Here is a 25170-nt window from a genome sequence, read left to right as displayed (position 1 = left end):
CGCGCGATGGCGTGATGACCTCGGCTACTTCTTCCGGCCAGGAGTGGCCTTCCGCGCCCGCGTGCCTGACTCCGCGAACAGATCGACGACCACGTCGCGCAGCCACTTGTTCCCTTCGTCCTGATTGACCCGCGTATGCCAGAGCATGTGAATCGGCGCGCCCGGCACCGTGACGGGCAACGCGCGCCAGCCGAGCGAGAACGGTGCGGCAAGCTGCTGCGCGAGATGTTCGGGCACCGTCGCGATCAGGTCGGTGCGCTGCAGGATGTAGCCGACGCTCATGAAGTGCGGCACCGTGAGCCGCACCTGGCGCGCCACGCGGCGGCGCTTCAGCCATTCGTCCACCTGCCCGTGACCGGTGCCGGCCGACACCACGACCAGGTGCTCGGCATTGCGCCATGCGTCGATCGTCAGCGGCGCATCCTCGAGCGGATGGCCGCGCCGAAAGAGGCACACATAACGCTGATCGAACAGCCGGCGCTGATAGAAGCCGCCCTTGAGCTGCGGCAGCAGGCCGATCGCGAGATCGACGCGGCCGTCGGCCATTTCGTCGCCGAGGTTGACGCTCGTGTCGCGCACGGTATTGAGCGCGATGCCCGGCGCCGCTTGCGACAGGTGTTCGAGCAGCGCGGGCAGGAACACGACTTCGCCGATGTCGGTCATGCCGATCGTCAGCGTGCGCGTGGCGCGCTGCGGATCGAAACCGGTCTCGGGGTTGAGCGCGGCGTGCAGCGTCGCGAGCGCGTGCGATACGGGTTCCGCGAGGCGTAGCGCGAACGGCGTCGGCACCACGCCGCCGGGCCCGCGCACGAACAGCGGATCGCCGAGCCGGCGGCGCAGCTTCGCGAGTGCGTTGCTCACGCCCGGCTGGCTCATGTTCATCTGCTCGGCGACGCTCGACACGCGCCGTTCCTGCATCAGCCGCTGGAAAAGCAGCAGCAGGTTGAGGTCGATATCGCTCAGTTCCATGGGTTGGGCCTCGCCGGAATCATTGCATTCAGTGATGAAGCAGATTCCGGTCATTTTATTGCGGAATGAAAGTCTGCTCCCGAGAATACCGATACGGCCCATGCAATCGACATGACCGCTGCGCACGCCGCAGACCCCCCATCGGAACATCGGAGACACCTTCATCATGCAGACGAACCTGAAGATTGCGATCGTCGGCGCCGGGATCGGCGGCCTGACGCTCGCACTTGCGCTGCGCGAGCACGGCATCGACGCGCAGCTCTACGAACAGACGGAGGTGTTGCGCGAAGTCGGCGCGGCCGTCGCGCTGTCGGCCAATGCGACGCGCTTCTACGAACGGATGGGATTGCGGGCGGCCTTCGATGCGGTGTGCGCAGACATCCCGGGGCTCGTCTATCGCGACGGCCGCAGCGGCGCGGTGATCGGCCATCATCGCGGCGACCCCGACTATCGCCGGCAGTTCGGCGGCGCGTACTGGGGCGTGCATCGTGCGGATCTTCAGGCGCTGCTGTCGAAGGCGGTCGGCCTCGACGCCATCCATCTCGGCCATCGGCTGACCGATCTCGCGCAGCATCCCGATCGCGTCACGCTGTCGTTCGACAACGGTGTGCGCGTCGACGCCGATCTCGTGATCGGTGCGGATGGCGCGCGCTCGATCACGCGGCGCTGGATGCTCGGCTACGACGATGCGCTGTATTCGGGGTGTTCGGGGTTTCGCGGCGTGGTGCCGGCCGCGCGGCTGAGCCTGTTGCCCGATCCCGAGACGCTGCAGTACTGGATCGGGCCGCACGGGCACCTGCTGCACTATCCGATCGGCGACGACGGCGACCAGAATTTCCTGCTGGTCGAGCGCCATCCGTCACCGTGGCCGTCGCGCGACTGGGTGATGCCGTCGGAAGAGGGCGAGCAACTGCGTGTGTTCAGGGACTGGCATCCGGCGGTGGTGCAGATGATCACCGCCGTGCCGATCAGCCAGCGCTGGGGGTTGTTCCACCGGCCGCCGCTCGGCCGCTGGAGCCGCGGGCGCGTGACGCTGATCGGCGACGCCGCGCATGCGCTGGTGCCGCATCACGGGCAGGGCGCGAACCAGTCGATCGAGGATGCGGTGGTGCTGGCCAAGCAACTGGCCAAGGCCGGGCCAGGCAACTGGCGCGAAGCACAGGAAGCGTATGAGCGGCTGCGTCGCGGTCGCACGCGCAAGGTGCAGTACGCGTCGATCTCTGTGGCCGATGTGTTGCACCTGCCCGACGGGCCGGCCGCGCAGGCGCGCAATGCGCGTCTGGCCGAGCGCGACCGCGTGCTGCATCACCTGGACTGGATTCACGATTTCGATGCGCTGGCGAGGGAGCCGAGCGAGCGGCAGGGCGGCACTTGGCTTTGAGTCTGCCATCCTGAGCCGGCCATCAGGCGCGACCGGCGCGCCGGGATGGCGGGCGCGGGCTATGAGACTGGTCGAGAGACCAAGGCGCGCCGGTCACCCGCCGGCCTGACGAAAACGGGCGGGGCAGCGCCCGCCCGCCGTCACTTCACGCATTCGAGCGCGTACTTCAACCCCTGCCCGAGCAGCCCGCGCCATACATCCCACGTGTGCCCGCCGTCGACGATGCGCAGCTCGGCCGGGTTCTGCGCGCGGCGCAGCTGCGTGTACAGCACGCTCGATTCGGCCTGGATGGTCAGGTCGTCGTCGCCGACCGCGATGAACATCGGGATTCGCCAGCTGCGCGCGAAATAGCCGCGCATCAGCGCCGGGTAGTTGAGCTCGTGCCACACGCGCGGGTCGAACTGCCGGTCGCCGAACACGCCGACGTAGCGCGCGGCGGAATTGAGCGGCGGCTCGTTCGCATAGATCGCGGGGCTCAGCAGCATTGCACCGCAGAACAGCCCGGGTTCGAGCAGCGAGAAGCGCAGCGCGCCGAAGCCGCCCATCGACACGCCGCCGATCGCGCGGCCCGCGCGCTGGTTCGACACCGCGAAGTGCGCTTCGACCTCGGGCAGCAGGTCGTTGAGGAACGCGCTCTGCATCTTCTCCTTGCGGTCGACGTACCAGTCGGTGCCGCCCTGCGGCATCACGATCACGACCGGCGGGATCTCGCGGCGCTCGATCAGCGTGTCGGCGGTGGCCTGCAGCCGGCCCTGCGTGACCCAGTCGTTCGCGTTGCCGGCGTTGCCGTGCAGCAGGTACATCACCGGGTAGCGCGCGCCTTCCGGGTTGTAGCCGGGCGGCAGGTAGACCGTGTACGACCAGTCGCGCTTCAGCGACGCCGACCGGAACGTGCGCAGCACGACGCTGCTGCCCGGATTGAGCGCGGGCTCCTGGGTGGCCGACGGGGTCGTCGCGGTCTGGACGGCCGGCGGCGGCGCGGGCGCTGCCGCCGGCGCGGGCGGCGTGGCGCGGGCGGTGGCGATGGAGCCGGCGATCAGGGCGGGGGCGAACGCAAGGGCGAGTCGGCGCATGTCGAATCGTTTCAGGAGAGGCGCCGGCTATCGTAGCAGCGGCGCATGACGGCGCGGCGCGTCATCGCCGCGAACGGAACGGCAGCCGCGCGACGAGCGGCCCGTAGAGTTTGGCGACGAGATACAGCAGGCCCATTGCGACGACGTCGGCAATCAGGCCGAGCTTCACGTCGAGATAGCCTTCGGTCGCCTGGTAGAGCACCGAATCGACCGCGAGCGAGATGGCGGTGCCCGCGACGAAGCACAGCAGCCCCTGCCGGCCGATCGTGCCGATCCACGGCATCGCGTGCGCAACCTTCTTCATCCAGCCGAGGTGGACCAGCTTGGCCGCGAGCCATGCGATCGCGAGGAAGTTCGCGAGCCGCAGCGCGCCGAGGTTCTGCTTGATCGACGGATCGGTCGGGAACGGCTCGATGCGCAGCCGGTAGTACGCGCCGGCCGCGACGATCGCGAGCGCCGCGGCCGTCAGCAGCCAGCCCTGCGGCTTCGGCGCGAGCGTCTGGTAGACGGGCTGGCAGCGCGCGATCACGCCGAGCACGAACAGGAACTGCCATGCGAACGGATTGAAGTCCCACGGCGCGCCTTCGACAGTCGGCAAAAAGCGCGCGGCGTGCGGCGCGGCGTACCACAGCGACCCGCTGAACGCGAGCAGCAGCCACGGCTGCGTGCGCGCGAGCGGCAGCGTGAGCGGGACGAGCAGCGCGAAGAACGCATACATCGGCAGCACCGACGCGAGGTACGGCTGGCGGCGGAACAGCAGGATGTCGCGCAGCGCGGCGAGCGGCTTGTGGAGCAGGCCGTCGAGATCGTTGGTCGGCATGTTCGGGCCGTCGATCGCGAACGCGTTCAGCGCGGCCGTGATCAGCAGCATCAGGCCGGCTGTTACGAGGAACGCACGGTAGATCTCGAACGCGCGCCGGATGAAGCGCTGGCGCGCGGCGGCCTCGTCGTGCCGTTCGGCGAGCGAGTTGTACGCGATCGCGGTGGCGAAGCCGCCGAGGAACACGAAGACCTCGGCCGCGTCGCACAGCGCGTAGGCGTGCAGCGTCACGCGCGACAGGATGCTGCCGCCGATATGGTCGACGACGATGACGAGCAGCACGAGGCCGCGGAAGAAATCGAGCTCGGCGTAGCGGCCGGCCCGGGCCGGTGCGGTCATCGGACCGCCTCCCGGCGCGGGCTGCGGGCGCGGCCGGCACGCGCCGCGCATGAATCGGGGGGAAGCATGACTTCGTGAAGAAATGACGAACGGATGCGCATTGTGCCACCGATGCGGCGCACATCGGGTTTACGCGGATGGTCGGCCGTCGTGCCGCTGCCGATAAGCCGGGTCAGGCAGTCTGCGCAACGGGGCAGTTGGACGAGCGCAACGGTTTGCGCAGGGTTCAGCTACCCCGATGGACGGACGGTTTGCGACGTGACACCATTTTGACCTCACGCGGCCGCACACCGCGTCGTCCGCCCTGCGGGCCACACCTAAAACAGACCAAACATTCGCCGGGCGCTCGACCCTGCCCGGCCCCCGGCTCCGGAGATCCGTCATGAAGAAGCACGTCATTTTTGCCGCCGCGCTAGCCGCTTTCGCCGCGCCGGTCTTCGCCCAGAACAGCGTGACGCTGTACGGTGTGATCGACGAAGGCTTCAATTACACGAACAACGTGAACGTCAATGGGGTCGGAAAAACGAATTACCAGCTGGCGAGCGGCTATGCGCAGGGCAGCCGCTGGGGCCTGAAGGGCAGCGAGGATCTCGGCGGCGGGCTGAAGGCGATCTTCACGCTGGAAAACGGTTTTGACGTGAACAACGGCCGGCTCGGCCAGGGCGGCCGCATGTTCGGCCGCCAGGCGTTCGTCGGGCTGAGCGCGCCGCGCTTCGGCACGCTGACCCTCGGCCGTCAGTACGATTCCGTCGTCGACTATCTCGCGCCGCTCACCGCCAACGGCAACTGGGGCGGCACGCTGTTCTCGCACCCGTTCGACAACGACAACACGGACAACTCGTTCCGCGTCAACAACACGGTCAAGTATGCGAGCGCCGACTGGAACGGCCTGACGTTCGGCGGCACGTACAGCTTCAGCAACAGCACCGGCTTCTCGAACAACCGTCAGTACAGCCTCGGCGCGCAGTATTCGCTGGCCGGGCTGCAGGTCGCGGCTGCGTACCTGCAGGCGAACAACCCGGGCATCGGCAGCGCGGGCGCGATCTCGGCCGACGATGCGAACTTCGTTGCCGACCGCCTGCGGATCTTCGGCGGCGGCGTCAATTACACGTTCGGCCCGGCCACGGTCGGCTTCGTCTACACGAAGACGGACGTGAAGAATCCGGTGTCGACCGTCTACCTGCCGGCGTCGACGTTCGCCGGCCTCGGGCTGACCGCGACGAAGTTCCAGAACTTCGAGATCAACGGCAAGTACCAGCTCACGCCCGATTTCTATCTCGGCGCGCAGTACGTGTACACGGACGGCAAGTACGATGCCGCGGCCGGGACGTTCAAGCCGAAATACCACACGGTCGGCCTGATGGCCGACTACAGCCTGTCGAAGCGCACCGACGTGTACCTGCAGGGCGCGTGGCAGAAGGTGGGCGGCGACAAGACCGGCACGGCGGCCGACGGCGGCTACGTGGTCGGGACGGACGGCCCGTCGGCGTCGTCGAACCAGTTCGCGGTGCGCGCGGCGATCCGCCACAAGTTCTAAAGTTCTGACCGGGCGGCGCCGGGGCGCGTGCGCCGGCGCCTGCCGTCAATCCGCCCGGGGCGTGGCGCCGAGCGTTTCCGCGAGCCAGTCGACGAAGATCCGCACGCGCGGCGCGAGATGCCGGCCGGTCGGAAACACCACCGACACGGGCAGCGGCTCGGCATTCCATTCCGGCAGCACCTCGACCAGCGAGCCGTCGGCGAGCAGCGGCCCGAGCCCTTCGCGCGGCGCCTGGATCAGCCCGAGGCCCGCCAGACAGCACGCGAGATACGCCTGCGAGCTGTTGACCGACACGACGCTGCGCATCTTGACCGCGTGCAGCCGGCCCGAATCCATATCCGCATATTCCCAGTCCAGCTCGCGGCCCGTGCGGCTCGAGAAATAGCCGACCGCGACGTGGTCCGGCAGCTCGTCCGGCGAGCGCGGCGTGCCGTGCCGCTCGAGATACGCGGGCGCCGCGCAATTGATCTGCGCCAGTTCGCCGATGCGCCGTGCGACGAGCGACGTATCGGACATCGCGCCGACCCGCACCGCGCAGTCGATGCCGTCGGCGACGAGGTCGACGAAGCGGTCGGTCGTGCCGATCACGACGCGCAGGTCGGGGTAGCGCGCGTGGAAACCCGGCAGCGCCGGAATCACCTGGTTCAGCGCGAAGCGTTCGGGCAGGTCGACGCGGATCGCGCCGCGCGGCGTCGTGCCGGCGTCCTCGAACAGCGTCTCCGCATCGTCCAGATCGGCCAGCAGCCGCATGCAGCGCTCGTAATAGGTCGCGCCTTCGGCCGTCAGCGCGACGCGCCGCGTCGTGCGCTGCAGCAGGCGGACCTTCAGGTGCTTTTCCAGATACTGGACGGCGTTGCTGACCGTCGGGCGCGGCAGTTGCAACTGCTCGGCCGCTTTCGTGAAGCTGCCGAGATGGGCGACGCGCGCGAAGATGCGCATTGCTTGCAGATGATCCATGCGGGGCGGGTGCGTGGGTGGAGGGGGAGCAGGCTCCATTGTTAATCAGCGTCGAATGGTTTGGTTGAGTGTTTCGCGTTTATCGCGCGCCGCGATGCGCCCAGAATCCGGCCTGTTCATTCATCACTCGAGGAAACGGATATGGAAACGCGTGAACTGGGCCGTACCGGCCCGCGGGTGTCGGCAATTGCGCTCGGCTGCATGGGGATGTCGGACTTCTACGGGCCCGCCGACCGCGACGAAAGCATCGCGACGCTGCACGCGGCGCTCGACCACGGCATCACGATGCTCGACACCGGCGATTTCTACGGGATGGGCGACAACGAGATGCTGATCCGCGACGCGCTGCGCGGCCGGGCCCGCGACCAGGTGCTGATCAGCGTGAAATTCGGTGCGCTGCGCGATCCGGCCGGCGGGTTTGCCGGCTACGACGCGCGGCCGGTGGCGATCCGCAACTTCGTCGCGTACTCGCTGAAACGGCTCGGCACCGACTACATCGACATCTATCGGCCGGCGCGGGTCGATCCGGCCGTGCCGATCGAGGAGACGATCGGTGCGATCGCCGATCTCGTGAAGGCCGGGTACGTGCGCCATATCGGCCTGTCGGAAGCCGGCGTCGACACGATCCGCCGCGCGGCGGCCGTCGCGCCGATCTCCGACCTGCAGATCGAGTATTCGCTGCTGTCGCGTGGCATCGAGGCCGGGATCCTGCCCGCGTGCCGAGAACTCGGGATCGGTGTCACGGCCTACGGCGTGCTGTCGCGCGGGCTGCTGGGCGGGCGCTGGAGCACGGCGCGGGAAGGCGAGCGCGATTTCCGCGCGGCGAGCCCGCGCTTCCAGGGCGAGAACCTCGCGCACAACCTCGCGCTCGTCGATGCGCTGCGCGCCATCGCCGACGAGAAGGGCAGCAATCCGGCGCAGGTCGCGATCGCGTGGGCGCTGTCGCGCGGCGACGATATCGTGCCGCTGATCGGCGCGCGCAAGCGCACACAACTTCAAGATGCGTTGCAGGCGGTTGATATGCAACTAACGGTCAATGACATCGCACGCATCGAAGCGGCGGTTCCCGCCGGGGCGGCTGCCGGTGAGCGTTATCCGGCCGCACAGATGGCGCACCTCGACAGCGAGCAGGGGCGGGGGGCATCTCGCGGGGAGTGATCTGGCTGGATCGGCATTGGTTTCGGTACAGGCTCCGTATTCGGCTCGAATCTGAGGGCTGGGGCTGGGGCTGGGGCTAGGGCTGGGGCTGGGGCTGAGGCTGAGGCTGAGGCTGAGGCTGAGGCCGGGCCGGCAACCCCGATCGCAGTGCATGGCTGGCTTGGCCTGGCCTGACTTGATGCCGGCGGCGCATGTTTCGCCGACGCTGCGGCGCGCCGGCCCATCGGCACAATCGCGCCGCCGCCCCATCCGGCAAGCCCTAGCCAGCCTCAGGCAAAACCAGATGGCGAGCGGCGCGATCGGGGTTCACCATCGGCGCCGTACTCAACCGGACGGAATGCCTTTCATGCAAGTTCATACGCTAACGATCATCGCGGTGGTTTTCCTGCTGGCCGGCGCGGTCAAAGGGATGATCGGGCTTGGGCTGCCGACGATCGCGATGGGGCTGCTGACGCTCGCGATGCCGCCGTCGGCCGCCGCGAGCCTGCTGCTCGTGCCGTCGTTCGTCACCAACGTGTGGCAGCTGTGGCTCGGCCCGTCGTTCGGGCCGCTGCTGTGCCGGCTTTGGCCGCTGCTCGCCGGCCTGACGATCGGCACGCTGACGGGCGGGCTGCCCGCGCTCGCGGCCGGCAGCACCTGGACGCATGCGGCGCTCGGCGTGGTGCTGATCCTCTACGGGCTGTGGGGGCTGGCCGCCGCGCGGTTGCCCGCGCCGGGCCGCCATGAAAAATGGCTGTCGGCCGGGGTCGGCTACCTCACGGGTGTCGTGACGGCCGCGACCGGCGTGTTCGTCGTGCCGGCCGTGCCGTACCTGCAGGCGCTGCGGCTGTCGAAAGACGACCTGATCCAGGCGCTCGGGCTGTCGTTCACCGCATCGACGATCGTGCTCGGCCTGCAGTTGCGCGTGACGGGCGCGCTGGAGACGGTCGATCTCGGCGTGTCGGCGCTCGCGCTCGTGCCGGCGCTGGCGGGCATGGCCGGCGGGCAATATGCTCGGCGTGTGATGAGCGAGAAGGCGTTCAAGCGCTGCTTCTTCGTCGGGCTGATCGCGCTCGGCGCCTATATGGCGGCTTCGGGGTGGCTGTAAGCGGGCATCGCTGACGAGCGCGATGCCCGCTGTCCAATGTCCGTGACGCGCCCGAAGCCGGTTTCGACAACAGCGGGCTTCAGGCGCGTTCACCGGACGTGGGTCACCTCGCTCAGGCCGGGTCGGCGTACTTCAGCGTCCAACCGAACGTGCGGGTCGCGCCCGCGCCGAGGGCAAACGGCTTCGTCGTGCAGGCGAAGTTCGAATGCAGCTGGCCGACCGGCGTCGTCGACAGCGGATTCGTCGTGCCGTTCGCCGTGTCGAAGGCCGACAGCGCGCAGGTGTCGAACCCGGACGCCGCATAGCCGGTCGCGGCGCTGTTCGCGTAGGTCACCGACACGCCGTCGCCGTTCGCCTGCGTCGACGCGAAATCCGCGAACGACGTGAAGTCCGTCTCGACCGACAGGTTGCCGGTGAGCGAGCCCGTGCTCAGCGTGTCGCTGCGGGCGACCGACCCATGCGCGAACGTCAGCACCGTATGCACCTGCAGGTCGAGATCCGTCGTGTACGCCGCATTCTTCGACGCGAGCCGGAACTTCGCGGTATCGAACGACACGATCACCTGGCCGTTGCCTTGCTGAACGTTCAGGTTCTTGTAGTACGTGACGGGAATGTAGGTCTTCCCGTTGTACGACACCTGCGGCACCAGCAGCGCGTAGCCGAGATCGGTCGTGCCGTAGATCAGCTTGTCCGAGAACGGTACCGGGTAGTACGGCGTGTAGGAGTTGTAGTCGGGCGCCTGGCTGAGGTTCAGGTTGATCACGCGCCGGCCGTCGCGCACGGTGACGAGCGCCGCACTGTACGGATGCGCGGCGTCACCCGGCTGGTTGTACCAGGTGAGCGTGTAGTGCGGCAGCGCATCGAGCCACGCGTTGTAGTCCGTGTCGGCCATCGGCGCCTTGCCGCCGAAGCCGAGCTTGTTCCACCACGCGTTCACGTACAGGTACTGGTGCAGCAGGCTGAAGTTCTCACCCATCACGCGCGGCTTGCCGCGATACGCGTCCGTGCCGCGGCCCTTGACCCACATGTTCACCGAAGGTGTGGGCAGCGACGGGTCGTACCAGTATGTGTCGAAACGCTGCGCGGCCTGATAGATGAACTTGTATGCAACCTGCTTCTCCTGGTCGGTCAGCACGCCGGCGTTGGCCGCGGCCGTCAACACCTCCATGAACGCCGAATCGCCGTACGGGCCGATCGAGCGGCCGTAGTTGAAGCCCTGGCCGTTCGCATTCAGCTGCGGCAGGATCAGGTCGACCGACTTGCGCAGATAGCCCTTCAACTCGGGCGTGAGGTTCGCCTCGTTGCCCATCTCGAACGTGCGCTCGGTCACTTCGCCGATCAGCAGCGTGCTGTAGCGGTCGAAGCGCGCCTGGTCGTAGTAGGTCGTGTGCGTGTTCGACGCTTCGTCCGAGAACCCGCCCGACGAGTCGTTGCGGATATGGTTCGTGAGCGTGTACAGCAGCGCGTCGCGCGCGCCCATCGTCGCGACCGACGGATCGGTCTTCGATGCAAACGACGGGCTGCTCCAGCCGAGCTTCTGGCGCAGCCCGGCAATGCCGTAGGACACCGCATAGTAGTTCTGCGCGGTGTTGAGCGAGGCGATGTCGATCGGCGCGCCGGCCGCGGGGCACGTATCGGTCTTGCCGCTCGCATCGGGGCCGAACATGTCGCAGAAGGTAAGCCGCCGCTGCAGGGTCGCGAGCATCGCGTCGCTGAAGACTTCGTTGAGCATCCCGTGCGCCTTCAGGTTGTTCAGCGCGACGAGGTAGTAGTACTCGCCCCAGGACGTATTCGCATACGTGTAGTTGCTGCCCGACTGCGCCATCATCGCGGTCGTGATCGTCTGGTACGTCGCGAGGTAGCTGGCGTACTGCGGATCGTTCTTCGACTTCATGTCGATCAGGATGTACGACAGGCCGAGCGCGAGCTTGCCCGGCAGGAATTTGTCGCCGGTGTTCGTGTCGAGCACGTGGACCGGCGTGCCGTCGCCGAGATCCATCACGACCTGCGTGAAGTCGGGCGATTTCCGGATCAGGTCGAACAGTGCGCGCATCTGGCCCATCATCGTGACCGGAATGTTCGCGCCGGCCGGCACGCTGGTGTCGGGCGCGCCGTAGACGAGCGCCTGCAGCGAGTTCGACGCGAGCGTCGGTGTCGTGGACGGGGGCGGCGAAGATGACGACGGTGGCGGCGTGTCGGTCACGTCGTTGCCGCCGCAGGCGCTGACGAACAGGACGGAAAGGGCGCTGAGCGCGGCGCCGAGCGCGAATCTGCTGCGCGGATGCATTGTGTCTCCAGTTTTGAATAGTGATGAAGCACGGGCGGGTGTGGCCGTTGCCGCGCTCGATGCCCGTACCCGGCCGCCGTCTTGCAACCCTGATCCCTGAAGACGGACGGCCTGAATCACTTGTCGAGCGGGCAAGCGTTCTCCCTGCACGGGCCGTGACGGGCGTCGTGCGAAGATATTGGAAAACGTTTTCCAAATTTAGGCAGCCATCGGCGTGATGTCAATGAACTTTCACGTCTGGCGGGGCGGGAAAAACCCGGATGGTGGGAAGGGGGCGTGAAGGGTTGGAGCGAAATAGTGAAGAATTTACCGGGATTTCTTCGCGATGGGATGAAGTGAAGCGCGGGATACCGATGTGGACACGACGAGCAGAATGACTATCCGGTGATGCGTGCTCGCGGGGGAGTGAGGGAAAACGTTATCCACACGGATCGAAATGAATTCGACGGACATCGGGGCGCGATGGCGACAGGCAGCCACGCCGTTCCGTCGAGCCTAAAGCTGTGCCTCGATCGCGGCCTTGTCGATCACCGACCAGACCTGACGGATCTTGCCGTCATGAAACTCGTAGAACACGTTCTCGCAGAACGTGACCTTCCGGCCGTCGACGGCGAGCCCCATGAACGTCCCGCTCGGCGAACAGGCGAAGCGCAGCCGGCAGGCGATGCGCGGCGGCTCGCACACGAGCAGCCGGATGTCGAAACGGAGATTGGGAATGTCGCGGAAGTCCTGTTCCAGCATCGCGCGGTAACCGGCGAGGCCGAGCGGCCGGTCGTTGTGAATCACGTTATCGGAGACGTATTCGCCGAGCGCCGGCCAGTCCTGCCGGTTCAGGCAGTCGATGTACGCGCGGTAGCGGGTTGCAAGATCGGTGTCGGTCATGGCCGTGCCTCCTTGTATCGACGGGATGAGTCGGATGCGGCGCGCGTCACTGCGGCGTGGTTTCGCCGGACAGGAACGCGACGAACTCCCGCGTGTACTTCGGCAGCGCATCGAACGACCGTGCGCACAGCTTCAGCCGACGATGGCTCCACGCATCGGACAGCTCGACGAGCCGCACGTCCATCGTCTGCATCGCGCGCTTGGCCGCATGGCGCGACACGATGCCGATGCCCACGCCGCTCGCGATCACGCGGCAGATCGCATCGAAGCTCTTCAGCTGCACGCGATAGCGGATCCGCTTGCCGAGCGCGCGCGCCTGGTCGGCGAGATGCACCTGCAGCGCGCTGCCGTCGGTGAGGCCGATGAAGTCGGCATCGGCGATCGAGTCGAACGCGACCTTGTCCTGCGACGCGAGCGGATGCGCGGCCGGGACGACGACGATAAGCCAGTCCTCGCGGAACGGCTTCTGTTCGAGCCCGCCGAGCCCGACCGAATCGGCGACGATACCGACCTCGGCCGTCTTGTTGCGGATCGCATGCACGATCTCCTGGCTCGAGCGCTCCTCGACGCTGATCGACAGCTTCGGATGATGCGGCAGGTAGTCGGCCAGCGCATCGGGCAGGTATTCGCTCAGCGACGCCGTGTTGCATAGCAACCGGATATGCCCGCGCAGCCCCTGGCCGTATTGCTGCAGCTCGCCGCGCATGTGGTCGATCTGCTGCAGCACGGTGCGCGCGTGGTGTTCGAGCGCGCGGCCGGCATCGGTGGCCTGCGCACCCGACTTGGTCCGGTGCAGCAGCGGCACGCCGAGCTCGTCCTCCATGCCGCGGATGCGCTCGCTCGCGGCCTGCAGCGTGATGTGGGTCCGCTCGGCGCCGCTCGTGATCGTGCCGGCCTCGCAGATGTTCAGGAAGAGCCGCAGGTCGGTCAGGTCGAAGCGCATGATGGGTGGGGCGATCGTATTGGAATGGCCGATAAGTTAGCAGGGAACCGCGGCCCGGGTCTCAGGCGCAGCTTGAGGCCCGATTCGCCGGTTCCGCATTTTCGGGGCGCGATCGATGGCGGATCATGGCCGCACATCAACCGAGGAGCCTGTCATGCAGATCGATCCGTCGTGGGGCGTGTCGTTCAAGATCGCGTTGCACATGCTGTTCCTGTGCATCGGCATCGCGTGGGCCTGTTCCGAACTCGCCGCGTGGTTGCGTTGAACGTCGCGGCGATCGCCGCCTCGTGCCTATTGAAACCAATCCGTCATAGTTTTCAGAGACGAAAATTCTTCCGCTTTCCTGCAAAAAGACCATCAAGTTTTCCTGAATCGGACCGTATTACCGGTAGCGAATGCCGGCCGGCATCCGGTTCGTGATCGTTTGTCATCATTGTTTGCATCCGGTTACACGTCGGCCGTTCCGTTTTTGAGATGCTTGAAAGATTGTCAAACCGGAGTCGGATCGTCCATGAAAACGCGCGAGATTCACCGCAACGCGGCGTGGCTGCCAGGCCTGGCAGCCGTGCTCGTCATGGCCGGTTGTGCAAGCACGCAGTCCGTTCCGCCGAGCGACACGCTGGCGGGACAGCCTTCGCCGTCGAGCCAGCCTGCCGCTGCGCCGTCGGCTAGCGCACCGCCGCCGGCGCCGATTCTCGTCGCGCAGAAGTACGTCGTGAAGCGCGGCGACACGCTGACGGGCATTGCGTCCGCGAACGGCTGCAGCGTTGCCGACCTGCGCACCTGGAACAAGCTGGGCGCGAACGGCAGGCTGCGCATGGGGCAGGCGCTGCGCATCGTCAAGCAGCAGCCGTTGCCGGCGCCGGGTGCACCCGGCACGCAGGTGGCCGCCTCGTCGGCGTCGGGCAATGGCGCGGCGAGCAACCCGGCAGCTACGCAGACCATCGCGTCGAGCGCGAGCGACCGTCAGGTCGTCAAGGAAACGAAGCGGCATGCGGGCGGCGTCGCGCTCAAGTGGCCCGCGAGCGGCAAGATCGTCGACGGCTTCCGGCCGGGGCAGAACCGCGGCATCCAGATCGCCGGCCGGCCGGGCGACCCGGTCCGCGCCGCGGCCGACGGCCGCGTGATGTACGCGGGCACCGGCCTGAACGACTACGGCAGCCTGATCATCGTCCAGCACAACGCGGATTTCCTGACCGCCTATGCGCACAACCGCAAGCTGCTCGTGAAGACGGGCGACATCGTGCGCCAGGGCGACGAGATCGCCGAGATGGGCGACCTCGACAACTCGCGTGTCGCGCTGCTGTTCGAAGTGCGACGCGACGGCAAGCCGGTCAATCCGATGCCGTACCTGCCTTCGTCGCAAGGGTGAAGCCGGGCCGTTTCGCTGGAACGTCGCGGCGGTCGCTGCTACGCTAGGGTCTGTTCATGCGAGTCCCGCGCTTCGCGGGGCCGACGGTCGTCTTTCGGGGAAGCGCGGCGAATGCCGTCGCGGGCCGGCCGTCGGCGTGATCGGGTGCGCTGCTTCACTGCGTGCCCGAGCTGCTTCGTGCCACCGATTCCGACAGAACCCACGACATTCATGGAACACTCTCCGACACGCCGCTCGCTGTTGCTTGCCGCCGTTGCCGCGCCGTTCGTCGCCGCGTGCACGTCCGCGCCGGTCGCCGACCAGGGGCGCGCCCACACCGCCCAGGCTGAGTTGACCGCGCTCGAGAAGGCCTCGAATGGCCGGCTCGGCGTCGCCGCGCTCGATACGTCGAACGGCGTGCGCATCGCGCACCATGCGCGCGAGCGCTTCCCGCTTTGCGGCACGTACGCGGTCGCCGCGGCGGCCGCGATACTCGCGCGCGGCTCGCTCGACGCGTCGCTGCTGCCGCGCCGCATCCTGTACCGTCGCTATGAAATCGTTGCGGGCTCGCCGATCACGGAAAGCCACGTCGACACGGGCATGACGATCGAGCAGCTGTGCGCGGCGATGCTGCAGTCCGGCGACAAGGGTGCCGGCAACCTGCTGATGGGCGTGCTCGGCGGCCCGCAGGCCGTCACGGCGTTCGTGCGCGCGAGCGGCGACACGTCGTTCCGCCTCGATCACTGGGAACCCGAACTGAACAACGCCGCGCCCGGCGACGAACGCGACACGTCGACGCCGGTCGAGATGGTCGACACGCTGCAGCGGCTGCTGCTCGGCGACACGCTGCAGGAGCCGCAGCGCGCGCGACTGACGGAATGGATGGTCGGCGGCGCGCGCGGCGCCGACCGGCATCGCGGCAGGCGTGCCGCCCGGCTGGCGCATCGCCGACAAGGCCGGCACGGGCGGTTACGGCACGACGACCGACGTCGCCGTGCTGTGGCCGCCGTCGCGTGCGCCGATCGTGATGGCCGTGTCGTTCACGCAGCCGCAGGCCGCCGCGGCGGCTCGCGCGGACGTCGTCGCGTCGGCGGCGCGCATCGTGGCGGGCGCGCTCACCGCGACGGCCTGAGCGTCCCGCGCCTCGCGCAAAGCCGGCGTTTGGCTTATCGTGTCGGACAGTGCGCGCCGGGGTCGGCGCGCGGTCCTTCCGCGCCGTTTTTCCGTTTGCCTTCTTCATGCGCCGACTTCCGCCCCTGCATGCGCTGCAGATCTTCTCGACGGTGGCCCGCCACCGCAGCTTCACGCGCGCGGCCGAGCAGCTGTGCATCACGCAGGGCGCGGTAAGCCGGCAGATCCAGACGCTCGAGGCGCATTACGGTTTCCCGTTGTTCAAGCGGCATGCGAAGGGCCTCACGCTGACGGCGGAGGGCGAGCAGTTGCTGCCGGTGGTCAACGAGAGCTTCGCGCGGATCGAGGACATTTCGATGCGGCTCACGCGGCAGCGCACGGATCTCGCGCTGAAGGTGCCGACCTGCGTGATGCGCTGGATGTTGCCGCGCATCATGCGCTTCCAGGGCGAGCATCCCGATCTCCATGTGCAGATCACCACCGCGTGGCAGCACGTCGTCGATTTCTCGACCGAGCCGTTCGATGCGGCGGTCGTCTACGGCACGTCGCCGGGCGCCGGCGTGTTCGCGCTGCCGCTGTTCGACGAGCGGCTGACGCCCGTCTGCGCGCCCGAATTGCGGCAGACGTCGCCGCTCGACGCGGTCGGCGATCTCGTGCGCCATACGTTGCTGCATCCGACGCGTGACCACCGCGACTGGCGCGCGTGGCTCGATCACGCCGGCGAGCGCAGCGTCGATCCCGCGCGCGGGCCGACGTTCGACACGCTCGATCTCGCGACGAACGCGGCGATGCAGGGCTTCGGCGTCGCGATCGGCGACGTGACGCTCGTCGACGACGACGTCAGCGCGCGCCGGCTGGAGCGTCCGTTCGACATCGTGCTCGAGACGGGCGCGCGCTATTTCTTCGTCTATCCCGAGAACATCGGCAACCAGCAGAAGATCCGCGCGTTCAGCGACTGGATCGCGCGCCATCGCGATTGACCGGCGATCACGCAGGTACGCCGAACGGCGCGCGGAATCCGTTGGATCTCGCGCGCCGGCGGACGGCTTTACTGGTACGTCACGACGGCGATCATCGGCGCCTGGTTGTGGCCCGGACGGTTCGGTAAAACGATTGCGCGCGAGGCCTGAGTAAAGGTCGTGGTCTTGATGGCCTGCTGGCTCGCCGCGTCGACGAACGCGATCTGGCCGTAGGCCGGGCGCGGACAATCGGGGCGCACGTGCCCACGGGCGACATCGGCCGTATCGACCGCGAACGAGCAGGGCGGCTCGACGATCATGCCGGAGAAGGTGATGACGCCGGACGCGCCGGCGGCGAAGGACGAGGAAGTGGCCAGAAGCGCAGCAGCCAGGACGAACGAGGCGGCGATAGGGCGGTGCTTCATGACAGGCTCCAGAGAGGAAGCGCGTCGCAGCGGGGCCGCTCGGGTGGCAGTCCGTCTAACGCTGCGATGCTGTATGCGTAAACGGCAAAACCATCGAAACTCTTGAGTGGAAAATTACCAATTTGGGATAGGAGCAAACGATTTCGTATTGCTGAATTCAATCTATGCCTGATTTGCGAGATATCAAATCAGGGTAATGCCGGTGGTGTAGGCTCGACCGGAACGCGGAAGTCCGATGCCGGTCGTCACGACGGGTCGTTGCGAAGTCAACGAGTTTGCGGATCGTGGAAGCGGTGCACAGGTGAATATCGGCGATCCAAAAGAAAACGGCCGCTCGTTTCCGAGCGGCCGTTTTGCGTTGAAGCGGAACGTGCGTCGTTCAGGCCGTGCGCTTGCGTACCGCGCCGACGACCACGAGCAGCACGATCGCGCCGATGATCGACGCGATCCAGCCCGCGCCCTGGCCCGGTGCGTACCAGCCGGCGGCGCGGCCGACGTAGCCGGCGACCAGCGAGCCGACAACGCCGAGCACGATGGTCATCAGGATGCCCATCTTGTCGTCGCCGGGCTTGAGCGCGCGGGCGAGGAGGCCGACGATGAGCCCGACGACCAGGGTTTCGATGAATTGCAGCATGAACGCCTCCCTATTGCGGATGAGCTGTTGACGAAAGAAAGTTGACCCGTGCAGCGCACAAGGGTTCCATGCGCGGCAGGCCGCCGCGTGGCGTGCCGAGTATCGCATGCCGGCACGGCGCGCAGATGTCAGGCCGCCGGCGCGCCCGCCACCGGGTCGAGACGGCGGTAGCCTTCGGTCGCGTTCAGCAGCGTGCGCGTGTAGTCGCGCGCCACCTGCCCGGCGCGCACGTCCTCGATCCGGAGTTGCTCGACGATCTGGCCATGCTGCATCACCGCGACGCGCTGGCACAGGAAGCCGACCACCGCGAGGTTGTGGCTGACGAGGATCATCGTCAGGTTGCGTTCGAGATGCAGGCGGCGCAACAGGTTCAGGATCTCCGCCTGCACCGATACGTCGAGCGCGGACGTCGGCTCGTCGAGCAGCAGCACGCGCGGCTCGACGATCAGCGCGCGCGCGATTGCGACGCGCTGCCGCTGGCCGCCCGACAGCTGGTGCGGATAGCGGAACCGGAACGCGGGGCCGAGGCCGACCTCGGACAGCGCGCGGGCGATGCGTGCATCGGCGTCGCCGATGCCATGGATCGACAGCGGCTCGCGCAGCGTCTGGTCGACCGTGAAGCGCGGATGCAGCGACGCATACGGATCCTGAAACACCATCTGCACGTGACGGCGAAAGGCGCGATCGGGCGTGCCGCCCACCGGCCGGCCGTCGATCGACAGGCTGCCGGACGCGAGGGGCACGAGGCCCGTCAGCGCGCGCAGCAGCGTCGACTTGCCGGAACCCGATTCGCCGACGAGCCCGAACACCTCGCCGTCGCGCACCGCGAAGCTCGCGTTGCGCACGGCGTCGACGTGACCCGTGCGGGTCGGGAAACGGATCGATGCGTGATCGACGTCGATCATCGTGCGGCCTCCTGTCGATCGGCGGGCGTGCCGGCAGGCGACGCGGGCTCGAGCCACGCCGGATCGCGCCGCAGCACGGGCAGTTCGTCCGGCGGGTTCGCGAGCGGCGGGTTCGCCGCGAGCAGCCCGCGCGTATAGGGATGGGATGCGTCGCGCAGGTCGCGCGCGGCGCAGGTTTCGACCACGCGGCCCGCGTACATCACCGCGACGCGATCGCAGAACGACATCACGAGCGGCAGGTCGTGGCTGATGAACATCAGGCCCGTGTCGTGTCGCGCGATCATCGCGTCGAGCACGGCGAGCACCTGCATCGACACGGCGACGTCGAGCGCGGACGTCGGCTCGTCGGCGATCAGCAGGCGCGGGCCGGTCGACACCATCATCGCGATCATCACGCGTTGGCCCATGCCGCCCGACAACTCGTGCGGATACGCATCGACGACGCGTGCGGGGTCGCGGATCTGCACGGCCGCGAGCGCGTCGACGATCCGTTCGCGCAGCGCGCGACCGCGCAGGCCCGGCTCGTGCAGCCGGAACGCCTCGCCCATCTGCTTCGCGACCGTCATCACCGGGTTCAGCGAATATTTCGGGTCCTGCAGGATCATGCCCATCTGGCTGCCGCACAGCCGCCGGCGTTCGCCCGGCGGCATCGCGAGCAGGTCGTGGCCCGCGAAGCGCATCGTGCGGGCCGACCAGCGCGCGGCATCGGGCAGCAGGCCGAGCAGCGCGCGGCCCGTCAGCGACTTGCCGGAGCCCGATTCGCCGACGATGCCGAGCCGTTCGCCGGGCGCGAGCGTCAGCGACAGGTCGCGCACGGCGTCGGTGACGGTGCCGTCGTGGCCGCGAAAGCCGATCTTCAGGCCGTCGATCTCGCAGAGCGGCGCGGGCGAGGGGGCGGGATTCATCGGCATGTCACGCTCCATGGCGGGGATCGAAGACGTCGCGCAGCCCGTCGCCGAGCAGGTTGAACGCGAGGCTCACGAGCAGGATCGCGCAGCCGGGCAGCGTCGCGACCCACCACGCGTCGAGCAGCACGTTGCGGCCCGACGCGACCATGAAGCCCCACTCGGGGCTCGGCGGCTGCGCGCCGAGGCCGAGGAAGCCGAGGCCCGCGACGGTCAGGATGATGCCGGCCATGTCGAGCGTCGCGCGCACGATCACCGACGACATGCACAGCGGCATGATGTAGCGCAGCAGGATGCGCGGGCCCGACGCGCCCTGCAGGCGCGCGGCGTGGATGAAGTCGGCCTGCGCGATGCGGATCGTCTCCGCCCGCGCGAGCCGCGCATACGCGGGCCACGCGGTGATCGAGATTGCGACGACCGCGTTGATCACGCCCGGCCCGAGCGCGGCGGCGAACGCGAGCGCGAGCACGATCTTCGGGAACGCGAGCGCGATGTCGGTGATGCGCATCAGCACGCTGTCGACGAAGCCGCCGCAATAGCCGGCCGTCGTGCCGATCAGGAGGCCGATCGGCACGACGATCACGACGACGAGGATGGCGATGCCGAGCGTGAGGCGTGAACCGGCGATCAGCCGCGAAAGGATGTCGCGGCCGAGCTGGTCGGTGCCGAGCCAGTGCGACGGCGAGCCGGGCGGCAGCAGCCGGTCGGACAGCACCTGGCGCAGCGGATCGTGCGGCATGATCAGCGGGCCGACGATCGCGACGACGATCAGCGCGACGAGAATCGCGAGCCCGAACAGGTTGAGCGGATTCGCGGCGAAACGACGCCAGCGCCGGTACGCGAGGCCGAGTGCGGCCTGCGAGCGCGATGCGGGCGCGTCGGAGAGCAGCCACGCACGCAGGGTGAGACGCTCGGCATTCATGACTGGACGACCTTCGGCATGGGCGATGAAAGAAGCAGGGGGGAAGCGGTCATGTCGGGTCGGCCCTCAGCGCGCACGCGGATCGAACACGCGGTACAGCGCGTCGGTCAGCAGGTTGACGGTGATGAACATCGCGCCGATCACGAGCGTCGCGCCGAGCACCGCGTTCATGTCGGCGTTCAGCAGCGCGCCGGTCAGGTACGAGCCGAGCCCGGGCCACGCGAACACGATCTCGGTCAGCACCGAGCCTTCGAGCAGGTTGCTGTACGTGAGCGCGATCACGGTGAGCAGCGGCACCATGATGTTGCCGAACGCATGCCGCCAGATCACGCGCCGCTCCGACAAGCCCTTCGCGCGCGCGGTGACGATGTATTCCTGGCTCAACTGGTCGAGCATGAACGAGCGCGTCATCCGGCTCAGGTACGCGACCGAGTAGTAGCCGAGGATCGCGGCCGGCAGCGCGATGTGCGACACAGCGTTGCGGAACACGTCCCACTCGCCCGCGAGCGCCGCGTCGATCAGCAGGCTGCCGGTGCGCGTGTCGACCATCCCGTCGTACACGGGATCGAGCCGGCCGGGCCCGCCGACCCAGTGCAGCCGCGCGTAGAACAGCAGCAGCCCCATCAGCCCGAGCCAGAACACCGGCACCGAATTGCCGATCAGCCCGACGAAGCGCGCGACGTGGTCGATCGGCCGGTTGTGCTTCACGGCGGCCGCGACGCCGAGCGGCACGCCGATCGCGATGCCGATCAGCGTCGCGATCGTCGCCAGTTCGAGCGTGGCCGGGAACACGCGCCTGATGTCGTCGAGCACGGGGTTCGCGGTCAGCAGCGACATGCCGAGATTGCCGTGCAGCACGTCGCGCGCATAGATCAGGAATTGCGTGGCGAGCGGCTTGTCGAGGCCGAGCGCGATGCGCTCGGCCGCATACGCGTCGGCCGACGCGCGATCGCCGAGGATCGCGAGCACGGGGTCGATCGGCACCTTGCGGCCGATCACGAACGTCAGCGCGAGCAGCCCCGCGAACGTGACGGCGAGCGTGAGCGCCCAGCGCAGCACGCGCAGGGCCCAGCGCACGGCCGGGCGCCGCGCGGGCAGCGTGCGCAGTGCTTCGAGGGAGGAGGCGGGTGTCGACATGCGGCGAATCTTATTGCTTCTTCAGGTTGCGGTACGACACGAGATCGTTGATCGGCCCGACGTCGAGCCCGCTCACGCCGGGCCGCGTCGCGACCTGCGCGACTTTCTCGAACATGATCACGAACGGCGAGCGCGCGAGCATCTCCTTCTGCATCGCCTGATACCGTTGCGCGCGTTTCGCGGCGGTCGGTTCGGCGAGCGCGGTGTCGGTCTCCTTCGTCAGTTGCGGAATGTCCCAGCTGTTGCGCCAGGCCAGCATTTTATAGCTCGACTTGTCGGAATTGTCCGGGTTCCATGCAAAACCCTGCGCGTTGCTGTGCGGGTCGATGTAGTCGGCCGACCATTCGCCGATGTAGATGTCGTGCTGGCGCGCACGGTATTTCGCGAGCGTCTGCTTGTTGTCGCCGGGGATCAGCTGCACCTTGATGCCGGCGTGCGCGAAGTTCGCCTGCACGGCCTGCGCGATTTCGGTGTACGGATAGTCGTTGCGCACGTCCATCGTCACCGAAAAGCCGTTCGGCACGCCGGCCTTCGCGAGCAGCGCCTTCGCCTTCACGACGTCGAGCTTGTACGGGTTCGCGTTCAGCGTGCCGAGGAAGCCTTCGGGCAAGAAGGTCTGGTGCACCTTGTAGGTCGTCTTCACCACGTTGCCCTGGATGCCCGCATAGTCGACCAGCCATTTCAGCGCTTCCTGTACCTCCGGTTTCGCGAGCGTCGGGTTCTTCGTGTTCAGGCCGAGATACAGCAGCGTCGCCTGCGGCGAGGCCGACACCTTCGCCTTGCCGGATTTCACGACTGACGCCAGATCGTCGGGGCTCAGGTCGCGCGCCGCGTCGACGTCGCCGTTTTCCAACAGCAGGCGCTGGCTTGCCGCTTCGGGCACATGGCGCAGCACGATGCGCTTCATCGCGAGCGGCAGACGGTAGCCATCGAAGCGTTGCAGCACGACGCTGTCGCCGGCCGTCCATTTCACGAGCTTGTAGCCGCCGGAGCCGGCTTCGTTGGTCTTCAGCCAGGCGTTGCCGAAATCGTTGCCCTGCTGGTGCGACAGCAGCAGCTTCTTGTCGACCACCGATGCAGGCCACGAGCCGAGCACGTTCAGCACGAAGGTCGGTGCGTACTTCTGGTCGGTCGTGACCGATACCGTCAGGTCGTCGAGCTTCTTCACGTTGGCGACGACGTTCGCCTTCGTGAGCCCGATGCCGGTCAGCACGGCGGCCGGCCCCTTGTCGAGCAGCACCGCGCGCTGGATCGACCAGGCGACGTCGTCGGCCGTCAGCGGGTTGCCCGAGTGGAACTTGAGGCCGGGGCGCAGCTTGAACGTGTAGGTCAGCCCGGCGGTGCTCACCGTCCACGACTGCGCGACGTCGCCGTTGAATTTCGACGGATCGCGCAGATCGACGCGCACGAGCCGGTCGTACGTGTTCGCGACGTATTCCTCGGGCACCAGCTCGTAGATCTCGCCCGGGTCCAGCGTCGTGAATTCGTCGAGCAGCGTGGCCATCACGAACATGTCCTTCGGCGTTTCCGCGCGCGCGGCGGAAAGCGGAACGGCGGCGAGAACGGACGCGGCGGCCAGCGCCGCGACGAGCCGGGATGTCAGCAATTTCATATGCGCTCCATCTGTCGTTGAGATCGTTGAAGTCGTCGAACGTGAACGGTGAGGGAAATACGTCGGGCCATCACATCAGGTGCCACGGGCCGCTGTCGGCATTGTCGATCTGCGGCAGCGCGCGCGAGCCCGGCAATTCGTAGTGCCACCACTCGCTGTCGATGTGCGCGAAGCCGGCCGCGTGCATCACGCCGAGCAGCAGCAGGCGGTTGCGCTGAACGGCTTCGGGCAGCCCCGCGTGGAAGTGACCGGAGGCGGCGACCATCTCGTCGAAGCCGGTGCCCATGTCGAGCGGCTCGCCGTCCGCGCCGACGAGCGTCAGGTCGAGCGCGGTGCCGCGGCTGTGATTCGAGCCGCGGCCGAGATCGGCGATGAAGTTCGGATCGGGCAGGAAATCCCACAGCACCTGCTGCGCTTGCGGCGGCCGGTACGCGTCGTAGATGCGCAGCGTGAAGCCGGCTTGCGCCGCGATGGTCACCGCGCGGCGCAGCGCGGCTTCGGCCGGCGCCAGCAGCAGGCAATGCGCGCGGCGGTAGATCGGCTTGCCGGTCAGGTTGCGGTCGGTCGCGTAGACGAGATCGATGTCGACGCGATGCGTGGCGGACGTGATTTCAACGAGGCGGTGAGCGTTCATCGGCGGTTCGGAAGGCACTCGCATTCAGGATTCGAATTGATCGAACGTGCGCTGCAGTTCGCGGTTGCGCGCGACGCGCCGGTCGATCGCGGGGCCGAGGCGGTCGACCACGGCCGTGATCAGCAGGTTGAACAGGCAGGTGAGCGGCGCGAGCGAATCCCAGAACTGGCCGACGTCGGTCTTCACCTGCAGCAGGTCGGCCGGCCAGTCGCGCGCCCACGGGCACGAGAGATCGGTGACCAGCGCGAACGGCTGCCCGCGCTCGGCGGCCGCCTGGCAATAGCGGCGCGCGCTGCGCGAATACGCGCGTGTATCGGTGACGATGCAGTACGGCCGCTCGAATTCGGAGTTCAGCGAATCGACGTACGAGCCCGACTGGCCGTCCGAATAGAACACGCGCGGGCGCAGGTATTCGAGGTAGCTGCTGAATGCGTTGCTGATCCCGCGCGTCGACTGGATGCCGAGGATGAACACGGCGTCCGCCTGCGCGATCCGGTCGGCCACCTGCGCGAACACCGGGCCTTCGGCGAGCCGGTACACGTGGCGGATCGCATCGAGCTCGCGCTCGAGCGACGACGCGAGCGGCCCCTCGCGGCCGTTGCCGTCGGGTTCGGCCGGATGCGTGCCGGCGACGCGGCGGTATTCGTCGAGCCGGTCGGTGATCATCCACGGGCGGTCGCCGCCGCCGCGCAGTTCGCGCTTCAGGTCGTCGAGGTTGCGGTAGCCGACGCTGCGCAGGAACCGCCCGACCGAGATGCCGCTGGTGCCGGCCTGCTGCGCGATCTGGTCGGCCGTCTCGAGCCCGAGCCGGTCGAGGTTCGCGAGCATGTAGCTCGCGATGCGCTTGGCGGTCGGCGTCAGCTCGGCATAGCGGGATTCGACGGTACGGGCAAACGCGCAGGTCATCGGCTGTTAGATCGTTGTCGTCAGGTGATCGAATGTCATCCATCTAACAAAGCCAAAATCATCCGCGCCAGCGGATAAAAACTATGGTGTGAGGATAGGTGATAGGGGCGAAAGCATGGTCGGCGGAGGGAGAGGTGTGCGCAGGCGGGTCAATTATTCCTGTCAGGCATAAACGCAAAATATGCCTGACAGGAATAATTGTCGGGCTGGCGAAGC

General features: G+C 67.6%; 23 protein-coding genes. 7 read left to right on the top strand and 16 right to left on the bottom strand.

Going from position 1 to position 25170, the window contains the following annotated elements; all coding sequences use genetic code 11:
• Nucleotides 1-24 precede the first annotated feature (24 nt).
• Nucleotides 25-969, bottom strand: coding sequence for a LysR family transcriptional regulator (locus CFB40_RS26715; protein WP_089427214.1), 945 nt, complete (start codon nucleotides 967-969; stop codon nucleotides 25-27).
• A 166-nt stretch (nucleotides 970-1135) separates the two neighbouring features.
• Here CFB40_RS26715 and CFB40_RS26710 point away from each other — a divergent pair, with 166 nt between their 5' ends.
• Nucleotides 1136-2350: an FAD-dependent monooxygenase gene (locus tag CFB40_RS26710; RefSeq protein ID WP_089432877.1), complete on the top strand. Its 1215-nt coding sequence runs from the start codon at nucleotides 1136-1138 to the stop codon at nucleotides 2348-2350.
• A 140-nt stretch (nucleotides 2351-2490) separates the two neighbouring features.
• Here CFB40_RS26710 and CFB40_RS26705 read toward each other — a convergent pair whose 3' ends face one another.
• Nucleotides 2491-3423, bottom strand: a complete 933-nt coding sequence (locus CFB40_RS26705; protein ID WP_089432876.1) for an alpha/beta hydrolase — start codon at nucleotides 3421-3423, stop codon at nucleotides 2491-2493.
• 61 nt (nucleotides 3424-3484) lie between these two features.
• Nucleotides 3485-4582: an OpgC domain-containing protein gene (locus CFB40_RS26700; protein ID WP_089429073.1), complete on the bottom strand. Its 1098-nt coding sequence runs from the start codon at nucleotides 4580-4582 to the stop codon at nucleotides 3485-3487.
• A 382-nt stretch (nucleotides 4583-4964) separates the two neighbouring features.
• Between CFB40_RS26700 and CFB40_RS26695 the strand changes: the two genes are divergently transcribed.
• Nucleotides 4965-6119 (top strand): porin, encoded by a 1155-nt coding sequence (locus tag CFB40_RS26695; RefSeq protein WP_089427217.1) that lies wholly within the window; start codon nucleotides 4965-4967, stop codon nucleotides 6117-6119.
• Between the two features lie 45 nt (nucleotides 6120-6164).
• Here the strand turns inward: CFB40_RS26695 and CFB40_RS26690 are convergent, their stop codons facing one another.
• Nucleotides 6165-7076 carry a LysR family transcriptional regulator gene (locus tag CFB40_RS26690; RefSeq protein ID WP_089427218.1) on the bottom strand — a complete coding sequence of 304 codons (912 nt, stop codon included), beginning with the start codon at nucleotides 7074-7076 and terminating at the stop codon, nucleotides 6165-6167.
• A gap of 141 nt (nucleotides 7077-7217) precedes the next feature.
• On the opposite strand from CFB40_RS26690, the gene CFB40_RS26685 reads away from it, so the two are divergent.
• Nucleotides 7218-8234, top strand: coding sequence for an aldo/keto reductase (locus tag CFB40_RS26685; RefSeq protein WP_089432875.1), 1017 nt, complete (start codon nucleotides 7218-7220; stop codon nucleotides 8232-8234).
• Nucleotides 8235-8580: 346 nt separating this feature from the next.
• Nucleotides 8581-9321: a sulfite exporter TauE/SafE family protein gene (locus tag CFB40_RS26680; protein WP_174972364.1), complete on the top strand. Its 741-nt coding sequence runs from the start codon at nucleotides 8581-8583 to the stop codon at nucleotides 9319-9321.
• Nucleotides 9322-9433: 112 nt separating this feature from the next.
• On the opposite strand, the gene CFB40_RS26675 is transcribed toward CFB40_RS26680, so the two are convergent.
• The 3 genes from CFB40_RS26675 to CFB40_RS26665 all read right to left on the bottom strand — a co-directional run bounded on the left by CFB40_RS26675 (nucleotide 9434) and on the right by CFB40_RS26665 (nucleotide 13433).
• A complete protein-coding gene (locus CFB40_RS26675; RefSeq protein WP_089432874.1) occupies nucleotides 9434-11608 on the bottom strand; it encodes a hypothetical protein in 2175 nt (724 codons plus the stop codon).
• Nucleotides 11609-12103: 495 nt separating this feature from the next.
• Nucleotides 12104-12490, bottom strand: coding sequence for an ester cyclase (locus CFB40_RS26670; RefSeq protein WP_089432873.1), 387 nt, complete (start codon nucleotides 12488-12490; stop codon nucleotides 12104-12106).
• Nucleotides 12491-12536: 46 nt separating this feature from the next.
• On the bottom strand, nucleotides 12537-13433 hold the full coding sequence (locus CFB40_RS26665; protein ID WP_089432872.1) for a LysR family transcriptional regulator: 897 nt from the start codon (nucleotides 13431-13433) through the stop codon (nucleotides 12537-12539).
• A 511-nt stretch (nucleotides 13434-13944) separates the two neighbouring features.
• Here CFB40_RS26665 and CFB40_RS26660 point away from each other — a divergent pair.
• The 3 genes from CFB40_RS26660 (at nucleotide 13945) to CFB40_RS26650 (ending at nucleotide 16895) form a co-directional block, all read left to right on the top strand.
• On the top strand, nucleotides 13945-14805 hold the full coding sequence (locus tag CFB40_RS26660) for a peptidoglycan DD-metalloendopeptidase family protein (RefSeq protein WP_089427224.1): 861 nt from the start codon (nucleotides 13945-13947) through the stop codon (nucleotides 14803-14805).
• Between the two features lie 210 nt (nucleotides 14806-15015).
• The gene (bla, locus tag CFB40_RS39540; protein ID WP_441299789.1) at nucleotides 15016-16131 is read left to right on the top strand and encodes a class A beta-lactamase; all 1116 of its coding nucleotides are present in this window, start codon (nucleotides 15016-15018) and stop codon (nucleotides 16129-16131) included.
• Nucleotides 16023-16895: a LysR substrate-binding domain-containing protein gene (locus tag CFB40_RS26650; protein ID WP_089433325.1), complete on the top strand. Its 873-nt coding sequence runs from the start codon at nucleotides 16023-16025 to the stop codon at nucleotides 16893-16895. Before bla ends, CFB40_RS26650 begins: the two co-directional genes overlap by 109 nt.
• 68 nt (nucleotides 16896-16963) lie before the next feature.
• Here the strand turns inward: CFB40_RS26650 and CFB40_RS26645 are convergent, their stop codons facing one another.
• The 9 genes from CFB40_RS26645 to sapR all read right to left on the bottom strand — a co-directional run bounded on the left by CFB40_RS26645 (nucleotide 16964) and on the right by sapR (nucleotide 24954).
• Nucleotides 16964-17299, bottom strand: coding sequence for a type 1 fimbrial protein (locus CFB40_RS26645; RefSeq protein WP_089427227.1), 336 nt, complete (start codon nucleotides 17297-17299; stop codon nucleotides 16964-16966).
• Nucleotides 17300-17678: 379 nt separating this feature from the next.
• Nucleotides 17679-17933, bottom strand: coding sequence for a GlsB/YeaQ/YmgE family stress response membrane protein (locus CFB40_RS26640; protein ID WP_089427228.1), 255 nt, complete (start codon nucleotides 17931-17933; stop codon nucleotides 17679-17681).
• Nucleotides 17934-18061: 128 nt separating this feature from the next.
• Nucleotides 18062-18838 (bottom strand): ABC transporter ATP-binding protein, encoded by a 777-nt coding sequence (locus CFB40_RS26635; RefSeq protein ID WP_089427229.1) that lies wholly within the window; start codon nucleotides 18836-18838, stop codon nucleotides 18062-18064.
• Nucleotides 18835-19749, bottom strand: a complete 915-nt coding sequence (locus CFB40_RS26630) for an ABC transporter ATP-binding protein (RefSeq protein WP_089432871.1) — start codon at nucleotides 19747-19749, stop codon at nucleotides 18835-18837. The genes CFB40_RS26635 and CFB40_RS26630 overlap by 4 nt, the downstream gene beginning before the upstream one ends.
• Before the next feature lies 1 nt (nucleotide 19750).
• Nucleotides 19751-20665 carry a nickel transporter permease gene (gene nikC, locus CFB40_RS26625; protein WP_069251831.1) on the bottom strand — a complete coding sequence of 305 codons (915 nt, stop codon included), beginning with the start codon at nucleotides 20663-20665 and terminating at the stop codon, nucleotides 19751-19753.
• A 66-nt stretch (nucleotides 20666-20731) separates the two neighbouring features.
• On the bottom strand, nucleotides 20732-21802 hold the full coding sequence (locus tag CFB40_RS26620; protein ID WP_089432870.1) for an ABC transporter permease: 1071 nt from the start codon (nucleotides 21800-21802) through the stop codon (nucleotides 20732-20734).
• A gap of 10 nt (nucleotides 21803-21812) precedes the next feature.
• Nucleotides 21813-23414 (bottom strand): ABC transporter substrate-binding protein, encoded by a 1602-nt coding sequence (locus CFB40_RS26615; protein ID WP_089432869.1) that lies wholly within the window; start codon nucleotides 23412-23414, stop codon nucleotides 21813-21815.
• Nucleotides 23415-23484: 70 nt separating this feature from the next.
• Nucleotides 23485-24048: a D-alanyl-D-alanine dipeptidase gene (gene ddpX, locus CFB40_RS26610; RefSeq protein ID WP_089432868.1), complete on the bottom strand. Its 564-nt coding sequence runs from the start codon at nucleotides 24046-24048 to the stop codon at nucleotides 23485-23487.
• Nucleotides 24049-24072: 24 nt separating this feature from the next.
• Nucleotides 24073-24954 carry a sap1 transcriptional regulator SapR gene (gene sapR / locus CFB40_RS26605; RefSeq protein WP_089432867.1) on the bottom strand — a complete coding sequence of 294 codons (882 nt, stop codon included), beginning with the start codon at nucleotides 24952-24954 and terminating at the stop codon, nucleotides 24073-24075.
• Between the last annotated feature and the right edge of the window lie 216 nt (nucleotides 24955-25170).

This window comes from Burkholderia sp. AU31652 (assembly GCF_002223155.1).
In the GTDB taxonomy this organism is placed as follows: domain Bacteria; phylum Pseudomonadota; class Gammaproteobacteria; order Burkholderiales; family Burkholderiaceae; genus Burkholderia.
Note: the sequence above shows the minus strand (reverse complement) of the source record. Positions and strands in the feature narration are given on the sequence as shown.